Annotated in this window: 17 protein-coding genes, 2 tRNA genes and 1 pseudogene; 8 read left to right on the forward strand and 12 right to left on the reverse strand. The window is 74.7% G+C overall.

Translation table 11 applies throughout. The annotated features are described in order from the left end of the window. Window positions 1-72: 72 nt before the first annotated feature. The 6 genes from ACH4SE_RS01895 to ACH4SE_RS01920 form a co-directional block, all read right to left on the reverse strand. Window positions 73-921, reverse strand: coding sequence for a response regulator transcription factor (locus ACH4SE_RS01895; RefSeq protein ID WP_398541291.1), 849 nt, complete (start codon window positions 919-921; stop codon window positions 73-75). Window positions 922-1,907: 986 nt separating this feature from the next. Then, window positions 1,908-2,630 (reverse strand): phosphotransferase, encoded by a 723-nt coding sequence (locus tag ACH4SE_RS01900; RefSeq protein ID WP_398541292.1) that lies wholly within the window; start codon window positions 2,628-2,630, stop codon window positions 1,908-1,910. A gap of 51 nt (window positions 2,631-2,681) precedes the next feature. Continuing rightward, entirely contained in the window at window positions 2,682-3,206 is a 525-nt protein-coding gene (locus ACH4SE_RS01905; protein WP_398541293.1) for a GNAT family N-acetyltransferase, read from the reverse strand. A 5-nt stretch (window positions 3,207-3,211) separates the two neighbouring features. Beyond that, window positions 3,212-4,051 carry a PhzF family phenazine biosynthesis protein gene (locus ACH4SE_RS01910; RefSeq protein WP_398541294.1) on the reverse strand — a complete coding sequence of 280 codons (840 nt, stop codon included), beginning with the start codon at window positions 4,049-4,051 and terminating at the stop codon, window positions 3,212-3,214. Continuing rightward, on the reverse strand, window positions 4,048-4,647 hold the full coding sequence (locus tag ACH4SE_RS01915; protein WP_398541610.1) for a histone deacetylase: 600 nt from the start codon (window positions 4,645-4,647) through the stop codon (window positions 4,048-4,050). The genes ACH4SE_RS01910 and ACH4SE_RS01915 overlap by 4 nt, the downstream gene beginning before the upstream one ends. A gap of 132 nt (window positions 4,648-4,779) precedes the next feature. After that, on the reverse strand, window positions 4,780-6,699 hold the full coding sequence (locus tag ACH4SE_RS01920) for a protein kinase (RefSeq protein WP_398541295.1): 1,920 nt from the start codon (window positions 6,697-6,699) through the stop codon (window positions 4,780-4,782). A gap of 203 nt (window positions 6,700-6,902) precedes the next feature. Between ACH4SE_RS01920 and ACH4SE_RS01925 the strand changes: the two are divergent. Next, window positions 6,903-7,115 (forward strand): annotated as a pseudogene (locus ACH4SE_RS01925) (DUF4291 family protein); the annotation flags it as partial. A gap of 166 nt (window positions 7,116-7,281) precedes the next feature. Here ACH4SE_RS01925 and ACH4SE_RS01930 read toward each other — a convergent pair. Together ACH4SE_RS01930 and ACH4SE_RS01935 are read right to left on the reverse strand one after the other, a co-directional pair. Further along, window positions 7,282-7,839, reverse strand: a complete 558-nt coding sequence (locus tag ACH4SE_RS01930; RefSeq protein ID WP_398541296.1) for a hypothetical protein — start codon at window positions 7,837-7,839, stop codon at window positions 7,282-7,284. Window positions 7,840-8,131: 292 nt separating this feature from the next. Next, window positions 8,132-8,542 carry a hypothetical protein gene (locus tag ACH4SE_RS01935; protein ID WP_398541297.1) on the reverse strand — a complete coding sequence of 137 codons (411 nt, stop codon included), beginning with the start codon at window positions 8,540-8,542 and terminating at the stop codon, window positions 8,132-8,134. Between the two features lie 429 nt (window positions 8,543-8,971). Between ACH4SE_RS01935 and ACH4SE_RS01940 the strand changes: the two genes are divergently transcribed. The 4 genes from ACH4SE_RS01940 (at window position 8,972) to ACH4SE_RS01955 (ending at window position 11,992) form a co-directional block, all read left to right on the forward strand. Then, window positions 8,972-9,733: a transglutaminase domain-containing protein gene (locus ACH4SE_RS01940; protein WP_398541611.1), complete on the forward strand. Its 762-nt coding sequence runs from the start codon at window positions 8,972-8,974 to the stop codon at window positions 9,731-9,733. Window positions 9,734-9,800: 67 nt separating this feature from the next. Further along, a complete protein-coding gene (locus tag ACH4SE_RS01945; protein ID WP_398541298.1) occupies window positions 9,801-10,226 on the forward strand; it encodes a hypothetical protein in 426 nt (141 codons plus the stop codon). 60 nt (window positions 10,227-10,286) lie between these two features. Further along, window positions 10,287-10,805: a DUF4291 domain-containing protein gene (locus ACH4SE_RS01950; RefSeq protein ID WP_398541299.1), complete on the forward strand. Its 519-nt coding sequence runs from the start codon at window positions 10,287-10,289 to the stop codon at window positions 10,803-10,805. A 122-nt stretch (window positions 10,806-10,927) separates the two neighbouring features. Then, the gene (locus ACH4SE_RS01955) at window positions 10,928-11,992 is read left to right on the forward strand and encodes a hypothetical protein (protein ID WP_398541300.1); all 1,065 of its coding nucleotides are present in this window, start codon (window positions 10,928-10,930) and stop codon (window positions 11,990-11,992) included. A gap of 99 nt (window positions 11,993-12,091) precedes the next feature. On the opposite strand, the gene ACH4SE_RS01960 is transcribed toward ACH4SE_RS01955, so the two are convergent. Both ACH4SE_RS01960 and ACH4SE_RS01965 read right to left on the reverse strand, forming a co-directional pair. Next, window positions 12,092-12,164 (reverse strand) — tRNA-Arg (locus ACH4SE_RS01960). Between the two features lie 191 nt (window positions 12,165-12,355). Then, window positions 12,356-12,449 (reverse strand) — tRNA-Ser (locus ACH4SE_RS01965). 302 nt (window positions 12,450-12,751) lie between these two features. On the opposite strand from ACH4SE_RS01965, the gene ACH4SE_RS01970 reads away from it, so the two are divergent. Both ACH4SE_RS01970 and ACH4SE_RS01975 read left to right on the forward strand, forming a co-directional pair. Beyond that, window positions 12,752-13,177, forward strand: a complete 426-nt coding sequence (locus ACH4SE_RS01970) for an SSI family serine proteinase inhibitor (protein ID WP_398541301.1) — start codon at window positions 12,752-12,754, stop codon at window positions 13,175-13,177. A gap of 379 nt (window positions 13,178-13,556) precedes the next feature. Further along, the gene (locus ACH4SE_RS01975) at window positions 13,557-17,291 is read left to right on the forward strand and encodes a PAS domain-containing protein (RefSeq protein WP_398541302.1); all 3,735 of its coding nucleotides are present in this window, start codon (window positions 13,557-13,559) and stop codon (window positions 17,289-17,291) included. A 16-nt stretch (window positions 17,292-17,307) separates the two neighbouring features. On the opposite strand, the gene ACH4SE_RS01980 is transcribed toward ACH4SE_RS01975, so the two are convergent. Further along, a complete protein-coding gene (locus ACH4SE_RS01980; protein ID WP_398541303.1) occupies window positions 17,308-17,817 on the reverse strand; it encodes a carboxymuconolactone decarboxylase family protein in 510 nt (169 codons plus the stop codon). Window positions 17,818-18,143: 326 nt separating this feature from the next. Between ACH4SE_RS01980 and ACH4SE_RS01985 the strand changes: the two genes are divergently transcribed. After that, the gene (locus ACH4SE_RS01985; protein WP_398541612.1) at window positions 18,144-19,571 is read left to right on the forward strand and encodes a PLP-dependent aminotransferase family protein; all 1,428 of its coding nucleotides are present in this window, start codon (window positions 18,144-18,146) and stop codon (window positions 19,569-19,571) included. A gap of 240 nt (window positions 19,572-19,811) precedes the next feature. Here ACH4SE_RS01985 and ACH4SE_RS01990 read toward each other — a convergent pair whose 3' ends face one another. Continuing rightward, complete coding sequence (locus ACH4SE_RS01990; protein WP_398541304.1) at window positions 19,812-21,464, reverse strand: long-chain fatty acid--CoA ligase; 1,653 nt, start codon at window positions 21,462-21,464, stop codon at window positions 19,812-19,814. Window positions 21,465-21,523: the final 59 nt, after the last annotated feature.

Below are 21,523 nucleotides of genomic sequence, written 5' to 3' on the forward strand. Positions count from 1 at the left end.
GGCCTGGGCGCGGGCGCGGCGTACGGGTGCCGGGCCCCTTCGCACGGTCGGACCTGCCGGGGTACGGCAGGGTCACGCGGGCTCTCCTGGCTTGATCAGATAGCCCGCCCCGCGCCGTGTGTGGATCATCGGCGGGCGCCCGACGTCGATCTTGCGCCGCAGGTAGGAGATGTACAGCTCGACGACATTGGCCTGGCCGCCGAAGTCGTACGACCACACGCGGTCCAGGATCTGCGCCTTGCTGAGCACCCGGCGCGGATTGCGCATCAGATAGCGCAGCAGCTCGAACTCCGTCGCGGTGAGGTGGATGTTGTCCCCGCCGCGGCTCACCTCGTGGCTGTCCTCGTTGAGGACCAGATCGCCGACGGTCAGCAGCGACTCGTTGCGTACGGCCGCGGCGCCGGAGCGGCGGAGCAGGCCGCGCAGCCGCGCGACGACCTCCTCCAGGCTGAACGGCTTCGTCACGTAGTCGTCGCCGCCCGCCGTCAGCCCGGCGATCCGGTCCTCGACGGCGTCCTTCGCCGTCAGGAACAGCACCGGCACGTCCGGCGTCTCGCGCCGCAGGCGCGCCAGCACCTCCAGACCGTCCATGTCCGGCAGCATCACGTCCAGCACGACCGCGTCCGGCCGGTCCTCACGCGCCGCGCGCAGCGCGCTCGAACCGTCGCACTCCGTGCGCACCTTCCAGCCCTCGTAGCGCAGGGCCATCGACAGCAGATCGGCGAGCGGGGCCTCGTCGTCCACGACCAGGACGCGGACGGGCGAGCCGTCCGGCCGCGCGAGGTCCGCGGCGGCGGAGGAGGAGGCGGCGGGTCCGCCGGAGGTGGCGGCGCTGTGGCTCACGGAGCTCCTGGCGGCGCGCAGCGCGCCACCACCGGCCGCGGCGCCGTGCGCGGCGGGAGCGGGGGGTGTCGTCGTCATGCTTGCAGCCTGTGGGGCGCCTATGAAAGCCGTCTTGGCCGAATCTGTGAATCCTCTGAGAATCCCGTGGGCACGTGGCCTCGGGGGGTGCCGCCTCGGCCGGCGGCGGTCCGCCTCGTCGCCGGCGGGGGCTCGCGGCGTTCCCCGCGGCTGCTTCTGCGCTGCGGGGGGGTGCGTGGTGCGGTGGCCCGCGGCCTCACGGTGGGCGGAAGCTGGTCGCGCCGTTCCCCGCGCCCCGGGGGGGGGGGGGTGCCACTTGCGGCGTGCGGTTCGCCGTTCCCCCGGTGGTGGGTTGCTCGCGCCGTTCCCCGCGCCCCCGAGGGGGTGCCGCTTGCGGTGGGCGGTTCGCCATTCGCCCGGTGGTGGGTTGCTCGCGCCGTTCCCCGCGCCCCTGAGGGGGTGCGGCTTGCGGTGGGCGGTTCGCCATTCGCCCGGTGGGGGCTGGTCGCGCAGTTCCTCGCGCCCCTGGGTTGCCCGGCGGGGCATCGCGCGTCCTGTGCGGGGGTGGGGTCGGGTGCCACTCCGCGGGTACCTCCTCGGAATGCGCGTCTGACCTCTCCCCGGATATTGGGCGGCGGGGTGCGCATTCCTGCGGGGGCACCCCCGGATCGTCCCCCTCCCGGTGTCTCGTGGGCGGCTGCCTGCCGGTGGGGGTGAAGCTGTCCAGGGACTGCGGTTCGCCCCCGACGGCGGCGCACCCCCACGAGAAGGCCGTCAGCCGACATCTGTCCCGCACGGGTGGTGGGGGTGGGAACACCCCGCGCCGCCAGGCGCGGGCACCCCGCGGCGGGGCAGCCGCCCACGCACCCCGGGCACCGCCCGAAGCAGCGCCGCCAGGCGCGGTCAGCCGCATACGCACCGGCAACCGGGCACCGCCCGAGCGCGGCGCGGCGGGGCAGCCGCAAGCCCCACCGCAAGCGGGCACCGCCGGAAGGGGCACCGCCGAGCGCGGCGAAGGGAGCCGCATACGGACCCCCCGGAGGGTGTCAGCTCAGGCCGGCGAGGCGGCGGTAGAAGGCGATGCGCTCGGGGTCGGGCGCGACCCCGTACGAGGCGTAGAAGGCCTCTTCCCAGCCGGGCCCGAAGTTGAGGCTCGTGCTCCATGCGCCGATCGCGAGGTCGGCCCACCGGTCGGCGACCCCGAGCGCCTCGAGGTCGACGTGCGCGGCCCACGAGCCGTCCGGGTGCAGCAGCGTGTTGGGCGCGCAGGCGTCGCCGTGGCAGACGACGAGCCGGTCGACGGGCGGCGCGCCGGGGAGGTCGGCGGGCACGTCGGGGTGGCGGCGCCGTTGTTCCACCGACCAGGTGAAGGGGCAGTCCTCGACCGGCAGGCGGTCGTGAAGTGCCCGCAGTCCGCGGCCCAGCGCGCGTACGGCCGTGTGCGGGTCCGCCAGCCACCGCGGGCTCACCGCGCTGTCGCCGGGGAGGCCTTCCGTGACGAGCCAGGCACCGGTGTCGTCGGCCCCGTGGTCGAGGGGGCGCGGTACGGGTGTGTAGTGCGCGGCCCACGCCAGGCGTTCCGCCTCCGCCGTGAGGTCGAGGTCCGCGCCTGCGGGTGCCCATTTGGCGTAGTGCTCGCCCTGGCCGAGCCGGAAGGCCGTGCCGCCCCGGTTGTTGATCCACACGGCGGTCACGGGCCGCCCTTCCGCGATCCGCACAATTGGCGCGGGCACGCTGACCTCGCCCTGGGGCGGCCCTGAGAACCTCATCCCGGCATGCTGCCCTCTGCGGCGCGGCCTTGGCCACGGGTTTCCGCCGGATCAGCCCGCGGTGGGGCCGGCCGGGGACTGGAGGTCGATGCGCCAGTCGTTGCAGGTCATCCAGCTGCCCTTGGGGTATTCGAAGGAGACCTCTTCCAGCAGTTCGAAGCCCGCCTTGCGGCACACACCGTTGGAGGCGGGGTGGTCGACGCTCGGGAAGGCGTGCAGGTAGCGGTTGCCGTCCGCCTCGCGGGCGGTGCGGATGATCTCGCGGGCGGCGGCCGCGGCTATGCCGCGGCCCTGGTGGGCGGGGAGGACGCTCCAGCCGGTCTCCCAGACCGGGCCGCCGCGCCATTCGCGCTCCCAGTAGCCGATCGCGCCGGCGGTCTCGCCCTCGGGGGTCACGACCCTGAACATGCCGCCCTTGGGCAGGGCGAGATACCGCCTGTGCCGGGCCTCCAGGGCCTGCGGGCTCTCGGGGCCGCCGAGGTGGTCCGTCATCTCGGGGGTGTTGGTCTGCTCCAGCAGCGGGAAGTCGTCCTCGCCCCAGGCTGCCAGGTCCACCCGCACCACTTTTTCGCTCATGAAGATCACGGTAGGGGGAGGGTCTGACAACGCCCGCCGACGCGTACGCGCCGCGGGCCCGGGCCGGGTTCCGCGGTGGCGGTGACGGTGGCGGGGGCACCGAGGCCGTCGCCCATGTCGGCGGCGATCCGGGGCACGCCGCGGGCGGTGAGGTGGGCGGCGAGGCAGGCGGTGCTGTTGGCGTTCGCGATGTCCTCGGGCACTCCGATGGAGGGCGCGAACATGCGGGCCGCGAGCCGCCCGTCCGCTTCCGGCGGGGTGTGGACGTAGACGCCGAGCAGGCCCAGCCGGTCGCATGCGGCGCGTAGCCGGGCGGGATCCGGGTCGAGGGCGCGCAGGGCGGCGCGGCCGGGGACGGGGAGCAGCATGCGGGCCCGGCCGAGGGAGGCGACCACGGCCTCGTGCGGGGGCGCCGCGCCGAGGGCGTCCGCCACTGCGGCCGCCTCGCCGGGGGTGGCCGGCCGCAGGTCGACCGGCCGGGTGCGGAAGGCGGCGTGGTAGCCGGCCCCGTCGCGCTCGGCCCATCCGGTGAAGGCGGTGCCGCCCGCCCGCAGCTGCCCGGTGAAGCGGCCGCCGGCGTGCCCGGCGAGGTGGGTGAGGGCAGCCACCGTGCCGTGGCCGCAGGCGGGCAGTTCGCCCTCCGCGGTGAAGAAGCGCAGGTGGGCGCCGTCGGGCGCGGGGTCGACGAAGACGGCGTGGGAGGTGCCCGCGGCGGGCGCGACGGCGGCGCGTTCCGCGTCCGTGGCGCCCGCGGCCTCGCGCTCGTCGACGACCGCGGTGGGGCTGCCGCCGGCCTCCCCGCGCATGCACGCCCGCACCACCGTCACGCCCCGTCTGCTGCTCATGCGTTCATGCTGCCACCCGGTGCGGCGACGGCGCGGGCCACCCGTGCGGGGGTCCAGTGGCCGGCGGCGCCGGGGCGGGTGGCGAGGTAGCGGGCGATCGCGGCGGAGTCCCAGGCGGCGGCCTCGCGCAGCCCGGCGGCGATGATGCGCAGGTAGGCAGCGGAGGGCGGGACCGGCGCGACGTCGTCGAGGTGCCAGGGCGCGGTGAGGGTCAGCAGCGGGTGGCCGTCCAGCTCGCCGGCGTGGACGAGGGTCTCGTAGCGGCCGGGGCCGAGGGCGTGGCGGCCCGTCGCGAGGACGGGGGTGAGGTCGAGGTCCCGCCCGGGCGGGCCGTACATCTCCTGGGCGGCGATGTCGGACAGCTGCCCGGCCGTCAGCAGGTGGGCGCGGGCCCATGCCGTGCCGGGGGCGCCGGGGTCGTAGAAGGCGCGGCCGCCCTGCCAGACGGGGGAGTGCGTCGCGAAGTACAGGGCGCCCGGGAGCTCCACGGGGCGCGAGCGCGCGGGCATGCGCGGGTCGCGCGCGCCCGGGTACGCACGGGACGCGCCGGGCGGGCGGCCTCCCGCGAGGTAGCAGCGCAGCCGCTCGGCGCACATGTTGGAGCCGTACGCCACGTACCAGACCCTGCCGTCCGCCGCCTCGGTCACGCCCGCGTCCCTTCACCGTCGGCCCCCTGCCCCACCCGTACCAGCCGCGGGGGCCCGGCGTGCGGTGCGACGCGGGACCGGCTACTGCCGGCGCCAGGCCTGGACGGGGGAGCCGTCGCAGCTCTGCGTGCCGATGCCGGCGACGCTGGAGCCGACGTAGGCGACGGTGAGGCACCGGTTGTCGTAGCCGTCGGCGATTCCGGCGCCCGCCGCGTCGTGCCAGGTCTGCAGGCCTGTGCTGCCGCAACCTGCCACGGTGGCGGCGTTGTTGAACATCCCCGCCTGGAGGCATTCGCCGGTGTTCTTGTTGACCATCTGGAAGCCGCCGCCGACGGCCTTCTGGATCCACAGGGCCGCGTCGCCCGAACAGGAGCCCAGCTGGAGGGCGTTGCCGAAGCCGTTCGCGACCAGGCACGTGCCGGTCCTGCCGTTCTTGTACGCGTGGTAGCCGCTGCCGCTCCCGCCGGAGGCGGGGGGTTTCGCGGAAGCGGTCGTCCCGCCGCCGGAGCCGGTGCCGGATCCGCCGCCGGAGCCGGAGGCCGCGCCCGAGCCGCCGGAGGAGCCGGAGCTGCCGCCGGACGTGCCCCCGCCCGTACCGGAGGAGCCGCCGGAGCCGGACGTCGCCGAGGCGCCCGCTGCCGAACCGGCCTTCGGGGCCGCGGACTTGGCGGGGCCGGTGGCGGACGGGGAGGTGCCCGCCCTCGTGGCCGGGACGGAGGTCGAGGCGGCCGGCAGGGCGGAGGGGGAGCCAGGGGTCGGCGAGCCGGAAGCGGTCGGCGGGCGCGGGCCGTCGGCGGCCTGGCCGGGTGAGGAGTCGGGGAGGAGCTGGAGCGTCAGCGGCGTTCCGGCGGCCAGGACGAGCGGGACGACCAGCAGCAGCACCTTCCGCCGCGGCTTCGCCGCACGCTTCTCCTCGCCCGGCGCGGGGGCGCGGTCCTCCGGGGCGGGCTCCGGCACCACCGCCGTCGCGGGCCGCGCGGCGGCGAGGAGTCCGGCGGCGTCCGGGCGGGGCCGGGCCAGGAAGGCGGCGCGGGCGTCGAGCCGCGCCATGACGGCGGGCGGCCAGCCCGGTACCGGATCGGCCGCGTGGCGTGCGGCGAGGTCGAGCAACTCCTGCGGACCGGGGCGGGCTTCCGGGTCCTTGTCCAGACAGCCGGCGACGACGTCGGCCAGCTCGCCGTCCACCGCCCGCAGCGGGGACAGGTCCGGCTCGGCGTGCACGATGCGGTAGAGCACCTCGTGGCCCGCGCCGTCGCCGAACGGCGGGCGGCCCGTCGCCGCGTACGCCACCAGCGAGCCGAGCGCGAAGACGTCCGTGGCGCCGGTCAGCTGCCGGGTGGCGGCCGCCTGTTCGGGCGACATGTACGCGGGGGTGCCGACCGCCATGCCCGTACCGGTGAGCCGGCTCTGCTCGGCGGCGCGGGCGATGCCGAAGTCGATGAGGGTGACGCCCTCGGCGGTGAGCATGACGTTGGACGGCTTGAGGTCCCGGTGCACCATCGCCCGCGTGCCCAACGCGCGCAGGCCCGCGGCCAGATGCCGCAGCAGCAGCCACACGGCGGGCACCGGCAGCGGTTCGCCGTGCAGCTCGACGGCCTGGCTGAGCGTGAGCCCCGGGATGTACGCGGTCGCAAACCACGGCGGGCGCGCGTCCCGGTCGCTGTCCAGCAGCGGGGCACCGGCCCCCGCCGGGAGCCGCGCGATGTTGTCCAGCTCGCGCCCGAAGCGGCGCAGGAACATCCCGTCCTCGGCGAAGTGCGGGTGCACCTGCTTGACGGCGGCGTACTCCCCGCCGGCCAGCCCCAGGTAGACCCGGCCCATCCCGCCGGACCCGAGCCTGCCCAGCAGCGGGATGCCGCCGATCCGGACGGGGTCCTCGACCTTCAGCGCGGCGGCCCCGCTGCCCGCGAGGTCGAAGTCCCCGCCCGCTCCGTCAGTGCCGCCTCCTGCGGTGTCCTCGCCGCCCGTGTCCCGTGTGCCGCTTCCCCCGTGCTCCGTCACGGGCCGCAGCGTACCGAAACGCCTGCGCGGCCGCCCCGGCCTCCACCGCACCCGCACAGCACGGTCGCAGAGCCGCGACACCGCCCTGCCGACCCGCGGCGAAAGGCTCGTCCCGCCCCCACGGCCGGCGGCCCCCACCGGCCGTCCCCGGCCCCCGCCCCGTGGTCGGCCCCCTCCACCGCACCCCTCGCCCCGCACACGCGATGACGCCCACGCCCCGCGCGGGTAATTCGCTGACGGCCCCGTCACGGCACCGCCCACCCTGGACGCATGGAAGGCCCACCCACCGCGTCCGCGCCCTCGCCACCGACTCCACCGTCACCGTCTACCAGGCGGACCGGCCGCAGATCGGCCTCGCGGCGGCACGGGACGGCCGCTTCCCGACGGCGTGGAAGCGGGACCGGATGACGTGGATCACCACAGCACGTTCATCGTCCACAAGCCTGCGCACGATCCGGTCCCCGATGCCCGAGGCACGGAGAAGCGGCGTGACGCGGGGGGAACAGGTCACTCGCCCCGGCGAGCCTGTACCAGTGACGCAATCATGCCGGGACCCCGGACAGCGGCTGACGTTTGACCGGGTCAGCACGCCTTACGGGCGCCCTCCTCGAATGCCTTCCTGCTCATGACGCCTTCACTGGTCAGAACCCTGCCCGGCTTCACACGTGCGAGTTGGGCGGCATCGAACCGCACCGTTCCGTTGTACACGTAGTGGTCGTCGGGGTCACTGATGCTCAGCTCATACGTGTAGCCCGCTTGTAGGATCTGAACGCCGTGGGTCTCGACTCGCCACAGCGCGGGCGGGGCGAGGAGTGGAAAGTCCACGGCCCTGTGGATCCCGTAGGCACGCCAGCCGATCCATGGTTCTTCCGTCCCGGATGCGGCGGACGCGACGCCTCTCGTCCCGCCAGACGTCGGTTCTTCGGAATCGGTGCTGAGAGTGCCTTCGAGCCAGGGGCCCCTGACCTGACCGTCGTTGTCGCACGTGCGTATGAGCGCCTGCGCGGTGCCTTGCTGGTCCACATACACGGCAACGAGTAAACGCTCCTCCGGCCCGCACCCGGACACGGCCAGCACTACCGCGCCGCTGAGCGCCCACGCCGCCAACGCACGTCTTGTCGAGACCTTCCAACCGAACACGCCGCCACCCCCGAGGCCCGCTTCCTTAGCAACTTTACCCCGAGGTGGGCAAGCCCGGTCTGGTCGCGGCGCGCAGCCTGTCGAGCTTGGTCAACGGCCAGACGGACGCAGCGCATGCCAGTAGAGCTGGGACTCCCAGGCCTTGATGTCCGGTTCCCCCGGGAGCAGCTCTCCGCTGCAGCACCGGTAGAGCCACGTCGCGGCGCGGCGCTCGGCGTTCTGCTCGTTGACCGGTTGGCCCTGTTCATCGAGTTCCGGGACGTTGGCGAACCCGAGCGGTCGGGCAGGGGTATCAGGACGAGAGCGCAGCGACCCACTCCTGCTGGTCGAAGAAGACAGCGACGTAGTCCGGCCTGTCCCGGCCCCTGACCGCGATGCGTACCGACCAGTCCCCCCTCCCGGGCAGCAGAAGGGTCTCCTGTCGGTCATCCGTCGGACCGGTGGCGCTGACGATGCCGGACGGGCAGCTGAGTACGCCCTCGAAGACGACCCGGACATCCGGCACGTCGACGTCACCGCGCCGCATTTCCACTTCGACGTCGCCGTCCGGATCGTCGATCGTTCCGATGAGAAAGCCGCTGGATGAACTGACCAAGGACTCCTCGCCCGACTGCCATTGCGGGGTGTCAACGGTCTCGAAGTCACCGATGGCGATCTGGCGGTACCCAGGGGACACCACCGATGAAGCCAGAAAAACGCTCACAGCATGACCACCGCTTTATCACCAGGGAGGACCTCGGCGCCCCACCCGCCGCAGTCGAGTGGACTGAGGAACCGCCTGCGACCCTATGGGCGACAGAACCAGCCGTCGAAGTACCAGGGACCGAAAGGGACTACGAACGAGGCTTGACGTGGATCAGTAAGCCGCGTTCGTAGTCCTCACAGGCGGCATGTGCAGCACAACCTTCTACGCCGGCAGCTGAGGGCAAGACACTGACGACCGCGCCAGTTCCAGGAGCGCAAGCTGAGCAAGCCAGACCACCTGGTCGCGCATCGGACCCGTACCAGGCTACGGCCGGGGAGCGGCGAGCTCTCCTGATGCCTCCATTCTTGAACACGTTCAAAAGAGCTGCCAGACTGGGTACTCGATTGGGCGGGGTGGGAAGGGTCGGTCATGGTGAGTGGTCTGCTGATGCCGCGCGGGCAGGCTCGACAAACCGAAGAGGGGAGCCGCGCTGTATGCGGTGGCGTGGCATCGACACGGATACTCGACTGGCGGCATCCGCGTGTCCTGTCCGCCGCGCAGGGCATCGACGCTGCGGCCCGGAATGAGGAGGGACCCGCGGCGGAGGTGGCAGCTCTCCGTCGCGCGCACCGGTGGATCTCGGCAGCAATTCGGCCGGTGTACTCGGTGGAGGAGATACGGCCGGTCTCCGAGGTTCTGCGGCGCGGCCGCGGCTCCTGCAGTCAGCGGATGGCCGTACTGGAGGCGATGGCACGGTCGTGGGACGTGTCTACCCGAGTGCGCGGCCTGGTCGTGGACGGGGCTTTTTGGTATCCGCGCTTTCCTCGGCTGCGACGGCTCGTTCCCAGCCAGGTCGTGCTGGCCTGGCCGGAGTTCCGCATTGGTGGACGGTCCGGCCGTGCCTCGGCAGCCTGGCTGCCGGTGTCGGAACTCTTCGCCGGGGTGGGCGAACCGGGCGGACGAGTCGGCGGTGGCTTCACGAATGCCGGGACGGAGACACTGTTCGACGCTCTGGCCAGGACCGATGTCGACTGGGATGGAACCGTGGCATGCCCGGCATCGTCCGGCCCGTGTGACCTCTCAGCCTTCGTGGTCAACGACCTGGGCCACTTCGACTCCCGCGACGAGCTCTTTGCCCGGCACGGCCAGACCCTGTGCGCCATGGCGAGAGTGCTGGCCGACCCCGTCCTGAGTCGGCGCGAGCCCTAAACCCTGCTGCCCCGCACAGGTGCAGAACAGCCTGACCCTCAGGACGTCCAGGAAGAAGGAGGCATAGATGCAGCCCAGGTCGACCATCGTTTGGCGTAGCGCCCGTTACGGCATGCCTGCCTCTGCCGCTCCATTTGCGGTTCTGACCGCCATATCCGCATTCGTCGCGCTCAAGGTGGGCGCCGCGGGCGAGGGGACTTCCGCCCTCGACGGACTGGCATTTGGAGTGGGCGTCCTGGCTTGTGGTACGGCTCTGGGGCTCCTTCCGGGTCTGGCCGCGGGGGCCGCGCTGGTTCTGTTGCTGCCAAAGGCGCGAGCGTTGACGCTCAGGAGCTGGGCGGCTGTCGTCGCCGGCGTTGTCTTCTTCACCGAGACCATGGTCTCGGTGACCGTCACCGGCGGGCGTGCCTGGGCTTTCCTCGCAGTCATAGGAACTCCGGTCGCGGCAGTGCTCGCAGCCGTCCTCGCCGAACGTAGCCGAGGTGACTCCTGACGGTAGCCGGACGCCGTTGCAGCACGGCGGAGTTACGACCAGCTGGCGCTGACGAGACCGTTGAGACTCCCTCCGTCACCCTGCCGGCAGCCGGACAGGTGGCCGTGGAAAAGGGACTACGAACGAGGCCTGACGTGGATCAAGCCGTCGTTCCCGTGGATGATGTACCGCTGCGGATGGGGCACCGAGGAGGGCCAGGAGACCGTCCTCGCCGTCGAGATCACCCGCGAAGGCCTCGCGTGGGCGCTCGCCCACGCCTGCCTGTCGCACCACCAGCCCGGACTGCACGCCGACCAGGCCTCCTGGAAGCGGGAGTTGCAACGCTCCCCCGCAGGCGTCCAGTGGGATCCCGAACGCGACCTCCACCCGCGCCCGCTGCCGTATCGCTCGCTGCAACTGGGCCTGTCCGGCGAGGCCGTGCGCCGCTACGCCGACGAGTGGACCGTCGCCGTCACCGACGTCACGCCGCTCGCCCGCACGATCCGCGCCCACGTCCGCGCGGGCGAACTCGACGCGGCCCGCGCCCTCCTGCCGCACGAGCGCCCCTACCCCGCGGACGTCTCGCACCTCCACCGCTGAGCCGCCCGGCCGCCCCGGCGGAGGGCGCCGCAGCGGTTCGCGCGCCGACAGGACCGCGTCATGCCGTCGGGGCCGGAAGGGCACGTGCGAGGCGGCCTCACGGCGCCCCCTAGGGTGTGCCGGTGATCTTCAAGAGGAAGCAGGCCTCGGGCCTTCCCATTGCCGTGACCGAACTGGAGTCCGCGGTCGCCGCGCGTGACGGCGAACGCACCGGACGCGCCTTCTCCACCGTGATCGAGAGCGTGCAGTCGGCACCGGACGACGCCCGCGTGGCCGCAGGACCCCGGCTGGCCGCGCTGCTCCCCGCCTTCCCGCCCACCGGCCCGCGCCCGATGCTGGCGATGGCGGCCGGCTTCTGCGTCGAGCGCGGCGCGGACCCGGTGGCCTGCGCCGGGCCGATCCTCGACGGCGTGCACCGGGACCTGCTCGACGCGCTGGAGTTCGCCCGCCGCTGGACGGCCACCGGCGGGGCAGGGGAAGAGCTGCCCGAACCGGACGGGGGGATCATCGACGACGCGCTGCTCGCCCGCCTCGGCGGCGACGCCCACGAGGCCACCCGGCTGGCGCTGGCCTGGTGCACGGTCGAGGAATGGCAGCCGCCCGCGCTGGCCGTGCTCTGCCGCAGCGCGGAGGTGCGCCGCCGGCACGCGGCCCCCCTGCTCCCCGCCTGCCGCGAGCTCGCGGCCCTGGAGCGGCACGACCTCAAGTGCCTGGCCTACGCGCTCGCCGTGCTGGACGACGAACCCGTGATCGTCCTGCACCGCCCCACCGGAACGGGCTTCGAGATACGCATCGGCGGCATCGGAGACAACTTCCAGCTGCACACACTGCTGGCCCACGTCCTCATCGGCGGCGGTCACGTGCCCGGCACCCCGCCCTCCCCGGAGAGCGTCCGCCTGGCCACGGACCCGGAGCCCGCCCGGGGCCGCTCCGACTGCGTCGCGACGGGCGCCTTCGAGCTCCTCGCCCCGGACGGCACCCGCCTGTGGAACGAGGGCCTGCCCGACGACATCCCGGTGGTGGCGGGCCGCCGCCTCCTCGTCCTCGACAATCCCTCGTACCAGCGCAGTTGGAACGCCGACCGCTTCTTCCCCCACCTGCCCGGCACGGCGCAGCTGACCCGCGTCCTGACCGCGGACGAGACCCGCGCCTGGTCCGCCCACCTCCCGGCCGCCCCCCTTTCCTGATCCGCCCCCCACCCCGGCCGGCGCCCCGCCGGCCGGGCCCGCTCCTTCGCCGACAACGCAAAAGGCCCCCGGATGTTCTCCGGGGGCCTCTCACCTGTGTGCACTCGGCAGGATTCGAACCTGCAACCTTCTGATCCGTAGTCAGATGCTCTATCCGTTGAGCTACGAGTGCGGGTCTGCTTCGCGGCTTTTGGGCCGGTCGGCGTCGCGGGAACAACATTACATGAGGTGGGGCGGGACGTGAAATCGATAAGGGGGAGGCGGGCTGAGCTGGGGCGCAGGCCGCCGGAGGGGGGCGGGAGGCGGGGGGCGGGAAACGGCGGAACCCCGCCGTCCGGGAGGGACGGGCGGGGTTCCGGGTGGTGGCGGAGGCGGAGGGATTTGAACCCTCGATGGACGGTAAAGCCCAAACCGCATTAGCAGTGCGGCGCCATAGACCGGACTAGGCGACGCCTCCAGCGCGCGGCCCGCGTGAGCGGGCGCGTGTGCAGATGATGGCACAGCCCTGCGGGCTGCGACCAATCGCAGACTACGGTACAAGGCCGCCGGTCGGCAGGGCAAAGGGGTTGGGCGGCCGGGGCGGGGGAAACGCGGGGACGGCGCGACGCGGCTCGCCCACGAACGGGTGAAAGGCGGCGTTCCGAGCGTATCGGGCGGTAAAGGATGGGTATGGCTCTTGTCAGTGCTCGTGCCGCACACCGCCGTGCAGGCTCTCGTGTCAGCCGTCCCCGCAGCCCCCGGGGGCGTCACCGTCTCCGGGTGCTCGGAGCACTCGGGCTCGCCGTCGCGGGGGGTGTGCTGGCCGCCGGGCCCGCCGTCGCCGTCGGTCTGCCCTGGTCCGCGCTCGCCGGTGGCGCCGACCGGCTCTCGGTGGCGTACGACGACGGCGGCGGGCGGATCAGCACGCACACCCTGAGCTGCGGCCGCGCGGTCAGGGCCGAGCAGCTCGCCGCGTGCCGGCAGCTCGACGAGCTGGGCGGGCCGCTCGCGCCCGTGCCCGCGGGGCAGATGTGCTCGATGATCTACGGCGGCCCGCAGACCGCGCACGTCACGGGCGTGTGGCGGGGCGAGCCCGTCGACGAGACCTACCGCCGTACGAACGGCTGCGAGGTCGCCCGCTGGAAGCGCATGGTCCCCGCCCTGCCCGAGCCCACCTCCGGCGGCCCCCGCACCCTCGCCGCCTGAGCCGGGGATGCCCGGGCGCGTACGGGCGCGGCGTGGTGCCCGTACGGCCGGGGCGGCGGTTTGCGGGCGGGCCCCGCGCTCGTCCGGCCCGCGTGCGGAGCCGGCGCGCCGCGCGTGCCGTGACCGACACCACACAAACCCCGCACACATCCGAACCCCTATACGCACAGGCCCACATGGGCATCCGCCGCCCCGCTCCCGAGCCCGACCCGTACACTCGGTCTAGTGACATGACCCGGGGGTGGCGGCAAGATGGGCCGCCCGGAAACCGGCCAAGGACGGCCGACGCCGCCGGCCGGTCAGGCGGGCGGCGGGCCGGCCGTGTGCGGTGCCGGCTCCCCGGGCGAGAGCAGTGCGGTGACCAGAGAGGACGCGTCTCGTGAGCAGCAGGCCATCCCGAGGCGCTGCTCGCCTCGCCTCCATACTCGACGCCCTCCCGGACGCCCTGCTCCTGGTCGACGTCAACGGCACCGTGGTCAACGCCAACGCCATAGCGCTGGAGACTTTCGAGTCGCCGGGCACCGCGCTCGTCGGCCGCGGCCTGCTCGACCTGCTGCCCGCATTCGACTCGAAACGTATCCCCGGCTCCATGCGCAGCCCGCGCGAGGCCGCCGAGGACACCCGCACCAAGCCGACCCGGATGGTCGCACGGCGCACCGACGGCACGGAGTTCCCCGTCGAGGTGACCAGCGCGAACCTGGAGGACGGCCGCACGCCGTACGCCGAGTACGGCGACGGGGTGCCGCACTACACCGGTGACGAGCTGCTCATGCTCGTCGTCCGCGACCTGAGCGGCACGGTCGACACCGAGGCCGAACTCGCCCGCCAGCAGCGGCAGACGGAGATGATCCTGCGCGCCGCCGCCGAGGGCGTGGTGGGCGTGGACACCGCCGGGAAGATCGTGCTGGTCAACCCGGCGGCCGCACAGATCCTCGGCCACCGGGCGACCGACCTGGGCGGCAAGGAGCTGCACCCGCTGGTGCACCACTCGCGCCCGGACGGCAGCCCGCTGGCGTACGAGGAGACCCCGCTCGCCGACACCCTGCGCAGCGGCCGCAAGCACCGGGTGCGCGGCCAGGTGCTGTGGCGCAAGGACGGTGCCGCGGTCCCGGTGGACCTGACGACGGCGCCGGTACGGGACGGGGACCAGCTGGTCGGCGCGGTCATGACCTTCACCGACCGCTCGGCCTTCGACGCGCTCGCCGCCCGGACGGCGCAGCTGCGGGCGCTGCTCGACACGTCGCTGCGCGGCCCGCTCGCGGAGCTGCGGGGCGAGCTCGCGGGCCTGGCGGCCGATCCGGCGGGGCAGTTGTGGCCCGAGGCCAACCAGATACTGCACCACCTCGCCGCGGGCTACGCGCGCATCACCACGCTCATCGACAACGTGCTGGCCTTCCAGCGGCTGGACCGCGGCGAGGAGAAGCTGCGCCGGGCGGACGTGGGCCTGGACCAGGTCATCGCGGCGGCCGTGGAGGGCGCGACCGAGCTGATCGGCCCCGGGCGGGCGCAGTACGCCGTGCACGCGCCGCCCATCCAGGCCGCGGTGGACGGCGAGCGGATGGCGCAGGCGCTGGCCCATCTGATCGCGGACGTCGCGGGTATCGACTCGGCCGGCAACGCGCAGGCCTTCGCGGGTGATTCGACGATCGTGGTGGCCGCGGCCCCGCGCGGCGAGGTCATCCGCATCGACGTACGCGGCCCGCACCCCGGTGGCGACCCGGTGCACCTCCCGCTGGCCCGCGGCATCGTCGAGCGGCACGGCGGCGTCCTCCAGACCCACGAGGTCCCCGGTGCCGGAAGCGCCTACGTCCTGGAGGTGCCCGCCGGGAAGGGCGGCGCGAACGGTGGGGCGACGGCCCCGGCCGCGGGTACGGCTCCGTCCCCGGAGCAGGCGCACGCCGGCGCCGACGCGGCGCTCCAGGGCGCCCGACGCGCGGGCGGCGACGGGCACGCGCCCCACGAGTCCGAGACGACCGTGATGCCGGTCTCGACGGAGCCGGTCCGCGGCACGCAGGGCCCGGGCGGCGACGGTACGGGCAAGCCGGGCGGTGACGCGGCCGCCTGGTCCGCACAGGGCCAGGCCCAGATGCAGGCCGCGGCCCAGGCCCAGGCGAACGGTCAGGCCCAGGCGCACGCCCCCGCCCAGCCGCACACCCCGGAGCAGGACGCCCCCACCGGGCGCCGGCGCGCGCTCCGCCGTCCGGAGGGCCGGCCCGAGCCCGCGCCCGCCGTCGCGGAGCCCCAGTTGCCCCCGTCCCAGCCCACCGGCCGCCGCCGCGCCCGTACGGGCGAGCCGCAGGCCGCCGCGGCCGAACTGCCGCCCGTCCCGATCCCCAACGCCCTCCCGGCCGCGGCCCAGGACGTGCCCGGCGCGCAGCCGCAGCATCCGCTCCCGCTCGACGCCCAGGGCGGCCCGCACGCCGGCCAGGCCCCGGCTGCGGGCCAGACCGGCGCGGACGGCCAGAACGCGCGCCCCGGCGGCCGCCGCGCCTCCCACCGCGCCCCCGAGGCCCCGGCGCCCGGCGAGGCCCAGCCCCAGCCCCAGGTCCCCGACCAGCCCCCGGCTCCCGGCGCGGGCCTGGCCCCCGTCCCCCCGCAGCCGCAGCCCCCGGCGCCCGCGCCCGCGCAGCAGCCCGTGCCCGTGCAGCAGTCCGCCCCCCAGTCGTGGCCCGCCGCCGGGCAGGCCGCGCCGGCCTCCCCGCAGGCCTGGCCCAGCGCGGCCGGACAGCCCGCGGCCCCCGCCGCCGGGTCGCCCGCGCTGCCGCCTCCCACGGAGTGGCCCGCCGCGCCCGGCAACCGTCCGGCGCTCGCCTCGCCCCCGCCGCAGCTCCCGGGCCCGGCCGCGGGCCAGCCGCAGGACGCGACGCACAGCACGTACGGCCGGGCCATAAGCGTCCGCACCCTCGGCCAGGGCGTCTTCGCCCCGGGCCCGAACGGCCAGACGGATCCGCAGGGCCTGCCCGCCGAGGTCGCCGCGGGCGGTTCCGGGCGCCGCCGCCGGCTGAGCCCCGAACGCACCGACGACGCGCCGTCCACCCGCAGCCTCATCCAGCAGGTGCCGAGCCAGCCGCACGGCCCGGGCGGCGAGGGCCAGGCCCGCCAGCACCCGCAGGCGGACCCGGACAGCGGCCAGCTGCCCGTACGCCGTCCGGAGCAGCAGGCGGCCCCGCAGTCCGCACCGGACGTCTCGCCGGAGGAGGAGACGGCGCTGCTCCGCCCCGTGCCCTCGGCGCCCCCGGCCGTCGCCGTACCTCCCGTGCAGCCGCAGGGCCGCTCGTACGCCATAGGCGCGCCCGCGGCCGGTGCCGCGGAGGGGCCGGAGCCGCTGGACGGGCCGAACGGCGCGGTCGACGTCACCGACATGGCGGATCTGGCGGACGCGGCCGACGACCGGCTGGAGGAGCCGCTGGACGAGCCGCGCCGGCTGCTGGTGTGGCCCGAGCCCGACGTCTCGACGCGCCAGGCGCTCACCGACCGGGGCTACCGTCCGGTGATCGTGCGGTCGCGCGAGGAGGTCGACGCGCAGGTCGCCGAGCCGCCCGCCGCGCTCTTCGTCGACCCGCTGACCGGCCCGATCACCCGTACCGCGCTCCAGGCGCTGCGCCAGGCCGCGGCCGCCGCCGACGTCCCCGTGCTCGTCACGGCGGGGCTCGGGCAGGCGACCCGGGAGGCGGCCTACGGCGCCGACCCGGCCGTGCTGCTCAAGGCGCTGGCCCCGCGCGACAGCGAGCAGCACCCGCCGCGGGTGCTGCTCGTCGAGGGCCACGAGCCGATCGCGCAGGCCTTCGCCGCCACCCTGGAGCGGCGCGGCATGCAGGTCGCGCACGCCGCCTCGGAGGCCGAGGCGATGACGAAGGCCGCACAGGTCCACCCCAACCTGGTGGTCATGGACCTGATGCTGATCCGGCGCCGCAGGCAGGGCATCGTCGACTGGCTGCGCGGCCACCAGCGGCTCAACACCACGCCGCTGGTCGTCTACACCTCCGCCGACATCGACCCGGCCGAGCTGCCGCGGCTCGCGTCCGGCGAGACGGTCCTCTTCCTCGCCGAGCGCTCCACCAGCACCGACGTGCAGTCCCGGATCGTCGACCTGCTGGGCAAGATCGGCACCTGACCGGGGCCCGCGGCACTCAGCCGCGGGCCGCCACCCGCATGTCCGTGCCCGCGCGGCGGGCGCTGGTGATCGCGATGCGGTTCCAGGTGTTGATGGAGATGATCTTCGCGAGCAGGTGCGCGAGTTCCGTCTCGTCGAAGTGCGCGGCCGCCTCGTCGTAGACGTCGTCCGGCACGCCGCCCTGCGCGACGAGCGTCACCGCCTCGGTGAGGGCGAGCGCCGCCTGCTCCCGGGGCGTGTAGAAGTGCCGCGCCTCGCGCCAGGCCGCGAGCAGGTACAGCCGCTCCTCGCTCTCGCCGTGCTTGCGGGCGTCCTTGGTGTGCATGTGCAGGCAGTACGCGCAGCCGTTGAGCTGGGAGGCGCGGATCTCGACGAGCTCGGCGACGGTCGGGTCGAGCCCGGCGCGGGCGGCGGCGTCGAAGGCGATCTGGGCCTTGAAGGCGGCGGGGGCCTGCTGGGCGAGGTCGAGCCGCCGGGTGTGCGTGGCGGTGGCGGCGGTGGGCTGCTGCGTCGTTGTCGTCGTCATGCAGACGAGCTTAGGAAGCGCAGTGACCTGACGTAGAGTGCAATTCCGTGACGGATTCGCGGGTCAATCGGGCGCCGGACGCCGACGGCACGGGTACGGGCGAGCGGCCGGGTGCGGTTGAGGGCACGGGCGCGGGTGCGGGTGCGGTCGAGCGAACCGGCGAAGGCACGGGAGAGCGCCCGGGCGCGGTCAGGGGCGCGGGTACGGTCGAGCGAACCGGCGAAGGCGCGGGCGCGGTCGAGGGCAGGCCTACGGGCGAGGCGGCGGCCTCCGGCTCCGGTCGCGGTTCCGGCTGGGCGGAAACGGCCGGCGGGCTCGGACGGGACCTGCACCTGGAGCTGTCCGCGCACGCCGGTGGCCGGGGCGGCGGCCGGCGCGCCGCGTTGACGGCCGCGCTGCGGGAGGCCGTACGGGGCGGGCGCCTCGCGCCGGGCACCCGGCTGCCGCCGTACCGCTCGCTGGCCGCCGATCTCGGCATGGCCCGCAACACCGTCGCGGACGCGTACGCCGAACTCGTCGCCGAGGGCTGGCTTTCCGCCCGCCAGGGCTCGGGCACGCGGGTCGCCGACCGGGCCGCGCCGCCGATCGCGCCGAGCGGTCCGCCGCCCGCCCCCGCGGCGCCGCCGCCCGGCTCCCGTCCGGTGCACGACCTGCGCGAGGGCATCCCGTACACCGCGTCCTTCCCGCGCGCCGCCTGGCTCGCGGCGACCCGGCGGGCGCTCGCCGCGGCGCCCAACGACGCCTTCGGGCCCGGCGATCCGCGCGGCCGGATCGAGCTGCGGCAGGCCCTCGCGGAGTACCTCGCACGGGCCCGGGGCGTACGGGCCTCGCCCGAGCGGCTCGTGGTGTGCTCGGGCACGGCGGGTGCGCTGCGGCTGCTGGCGTCGCTGCCGCGGCTGCGGTCGGCCCCGCTCGCGGTCGAGGCGTACGGCCTGCCGCACCACCGCCGCCTGCTCACCGGCGCGGGCCTGCGCACCACGCCGCTGCCGGTGGACGGCCGCGGCGCCGACCCGGCGGGGCTCGCGGCGTCCGGCGCGGGGGCCGTACTCCTCACGCCCGCGCACCAGTTCCCCACCGGCGCCGCGCTGCACCCGGACCGCCGGGCGGCGGCGGTCGGCTGGGCGCGGTCGGCGGACGGGCTGGTCCTGGAGGACGACTACGACGGCGAATTCCGCTACGACCGGCAGCCGGTGGGGGCGGTGCAGGGACTGGACCCCGAACGCACCGTCTACCTGGGCTCGGTGAGCAAGAGCCTCACTCCCGCGCTGCGGCTGGGCTGGATGGCGCTGCCGGCGCACCTCGTGGAGGAGGTGGTCGCGGCGAAGGGGGAACGGGAGCAATGGGCGAGCGGGCTGGACCAGTTGACGCTCGCCGACTTCATCGGGTCGGGGGCCTACGACCGGCATCTGCGGGGCATGCGGCAGCGCTACCGGCGCCGCCGTGACCAACTCACCGCCGTCCTCGCCGAGAAGGCCCCGCACATCCAGGTGAGCGGCATCGCGGCGGGCCTGCACGCGGTGCTCCGCCTCCCGCGGGGGACGGAGGCCGCGGTGGCTGAGGCGGCCGCCTTCCAGGGCGTCGCGCTGGGGGCGCTCGGCGACTACCTGCATCCGGACGCGCCGCCGCGCGTGGGGGAGTCAGGTGCCCGGACCGGCGTCCCCGCGGACGGCCTGGTGGTCGGCTACGCGGCCCCGCCGGACCACTCCTTCGCCGCCGCACTGGCCGCGCTGTGCGCGGTGTTGCCGTCCCCGTGAGGTCAACGACCCTGCGGGACAACGGTGTTGGTCAACCAGCCCGTTAGGCAGCCCGTTTCGGACTGCTGGCACTCCAACGACCCAGGTTGTGCGGAAGGTTGGGTTGCACGACGCATCTACGGCCCTGCGTCCGGGTCTGGTTGACCGAAGCTGAGGACGAACTCCGCGGGGAGGAGCGCGAGTTCGTGGCGCCCGTCCAGCAGCTTCCGGCCCGGGGCACCTGCTCTCCCCGGGCGATCCTCAGAGCCGGGTGACGTCCAGCTCACCGTCTGCGTACGACTTACGGATCACCTTCTTGTCGAATTTCCCGACGCTCGTCTTCGGCACCGCCGGGACGACCGCCCACCGCTCGGGCACCTGCCAGTGCGCGATCCGCTCGGCGAGGAAGTCCCGCAGCTCTTGGTAGCCCGTGCTCGCGCCCTCGACGAGCACGACCGTGGCGAGCGGGCGCTCGCCCCAGCGCTCGTCGGGCACCGCCACGACCGCGGCCTCGGCCACGTCCGGGTGCGCCATGAGCGCGTTCTCCAGTTCCACCGACGAGATCCACTCGCCGCCCGACTTGATGACGTCCTTGGCCCGGTCGGTGAGGGTGAGGAAGCCGTCCGGCGAGATGACGCCGACGTCCCCCGTGCGCAGCCAGCCGTCGGGGCTGAACTTGTCCTCGGGCCGCAGCGGCTCCGCGCCCGCTCCCCCGTAGTACGCCCCCGCGATCCAGGGCCCGCGCACCTCCAGCTCGCCCGCCGACCTGCCGTCCCACGGCATGACGGAGCCGTCCGGTCCGATGAGCCGCGGCTCCACGGAGGCCGGGAAGCGCCCCTGCGTGATGCGGTACGCCCACTCCTCCGCCTCGTCCTCCACGCCGCCCGGCGGGAGCGCGACGGTGCCGAGCGGCGATGTCTCCGTCATACCCCAGGCGTGGCAGAGCCGAACGCCCAGCTGCTCGTCGAAGGCCTTCATGAGCGCGGGCGGGCAGGCCGAGCCGCCGATGGTCACCCGGGCGAGCGAGCTGACGTCGCGCGGCTTGGCCGTCAGCTCGGCGAGCAGGCCCTGCCAGATGGTGGGCACGGCGGCCGCGTGCGTAGGGCGCTCGCTCTCGATCATCTCGGCGAGGGGGCCGGGCTGGAGGAAGCGGTCGGGCATGAGCAGGTTGACCCCGCTCATGAAGGCCGCATGGGGCAGACCCCACGCGTTGACGTGGAACATGGGCACGACCGGAAGGCTGGTGTCGTGGTCGGTCAGGCCCATCGACTCCGCACTGCCGACCTGCAGGGAGTGCAGGTAGACGGAGCGGTGCGAGTAGACGACACCCTTGGGGTCACCCGTGGTGCCGGAGGTGTAGCACATCGCGGCGGCGGTGCGTTCGTCCAGCTCGGGCCAGTCGTAGGCGGTGGGGCGGCCGGCGAGCAGCTCCTCGTAGTCGTGCACGGCGGGCCGGCAGCCGTCGAGGAGCGCGCGGTCGCCCGGGCCGACGACCACGATGTGCTCCAGCGGCTCCAGGCGGGGCAGCAGGGGGGCGAGCAGCGGCAGCAGCGAGCCGTTGACGAGCAGCACCCGGTCGGCGGCGTGGTGGACGATCCACGTGAGCTGGTCGGCGGGCAGCCGCAGGTTGAGGGTGTGGAGGACGGCACCCATGGAGGGGATCGCGAGGTAGGCCTCCATGTGCTCGCAGTTGTTCCACATGAGTGTCGCCACCCGGTCGCCCTCGACCACGCCGAGGCCGTCCCGCAGCCCGTTGGCGAGCTGCACCGCCCGCGTCCCGACCTCCCGGAAGGTCCGGCGCTGCGGCTCGGCGTCACCCGTCCACGTCGTCACCCGCGACCTGCCGTGCACCAGCGTCCCGTGCACGAGGATGCGGGTCACGGTCAGCGGTACGTCCTGCATGGTGCTCAGCACAGCGGGCCTCCGGCGGCTCACGGGATCGGCGCGGGTGCCCCGATTGTGCTGGCATACCG

Origin of the sequence: Streptomyces sp. NPDC020983 (assembly GCF_044333485.1) — a bacterium.
In the GTDB taxonomy this organism is placed as follows: Bacteria; Actinomycetota; Actinomycetes; order Streptomycetales; family Streptomycetaceae; genus Actinacidiphila.

What these genes read in the sequence shown, in the direction of transcription:
- ACH4SE_RS01945 (WP_398541298.1), top strand. Translation starts at nt 9,801, where the DNA reads ATGCAGCCCAGGTCGACCATCGTTTGGCGTAGCGCCCGTTACGGCATG.
- ACH4SE_RS01915 (WP_398541610.1), bottom strand. Translation starts at nt 4,647, where the DNA reads ATGTGCGCCGAGCGGCTGCGCTGCTACCTCGCGGGAGGCCGCCCGCCC.
- ACH4SE_RS01905 (WP_398541293.1), bottom strand. Translation starts at nt 3,206, where the DNA reads ATGAGCGAAAAAGTGGTGCGGGTGGACCTGGCAGCCTGGGGCGAGGAC.
- ACH4SE_RS01895 (WP_398541291.1), bottom strand. Translation starts at nt 921, where the DNA reads ATGACGACGACACCCCCCGCTCCCGCCGCGCACGGCGCCGCGGCCGGT.
- ACH4SE_RS01980 (WP_398541303.1), bottom strand. Translation starts at nt 17,817, where the DNA reads ATGACGACGACAACGACGCAGCAGCCCACCGCCGCCACCGCCACGCAC.
- ACH4SE_RS01940 (WP_398541611.1), top strand. Translation starts at nt 8,972, where the DNA reads ATGCCGCGCGGGCAGGCTCGACAAACCGAAGAGGGGAGCCGCGCTGTA.
- ACH4SE_RS01900 (WP_398541292.1), bottom strand. Translation starts at nt 2,630, where the DNA reads ATGAGGTTCTCAGGGCCGCCCCAGGGCGAGGTCAGCGTGCCCGCGCCA.
- ACH4SE_RS01910 (WP_398541294.1), bottom strand. Translation starts at nt 4,051, where the DNA reads ATGAGCAGCAGACGGGGCGTGACGGTGGTGCGGGCGTGCATGCGCGGG.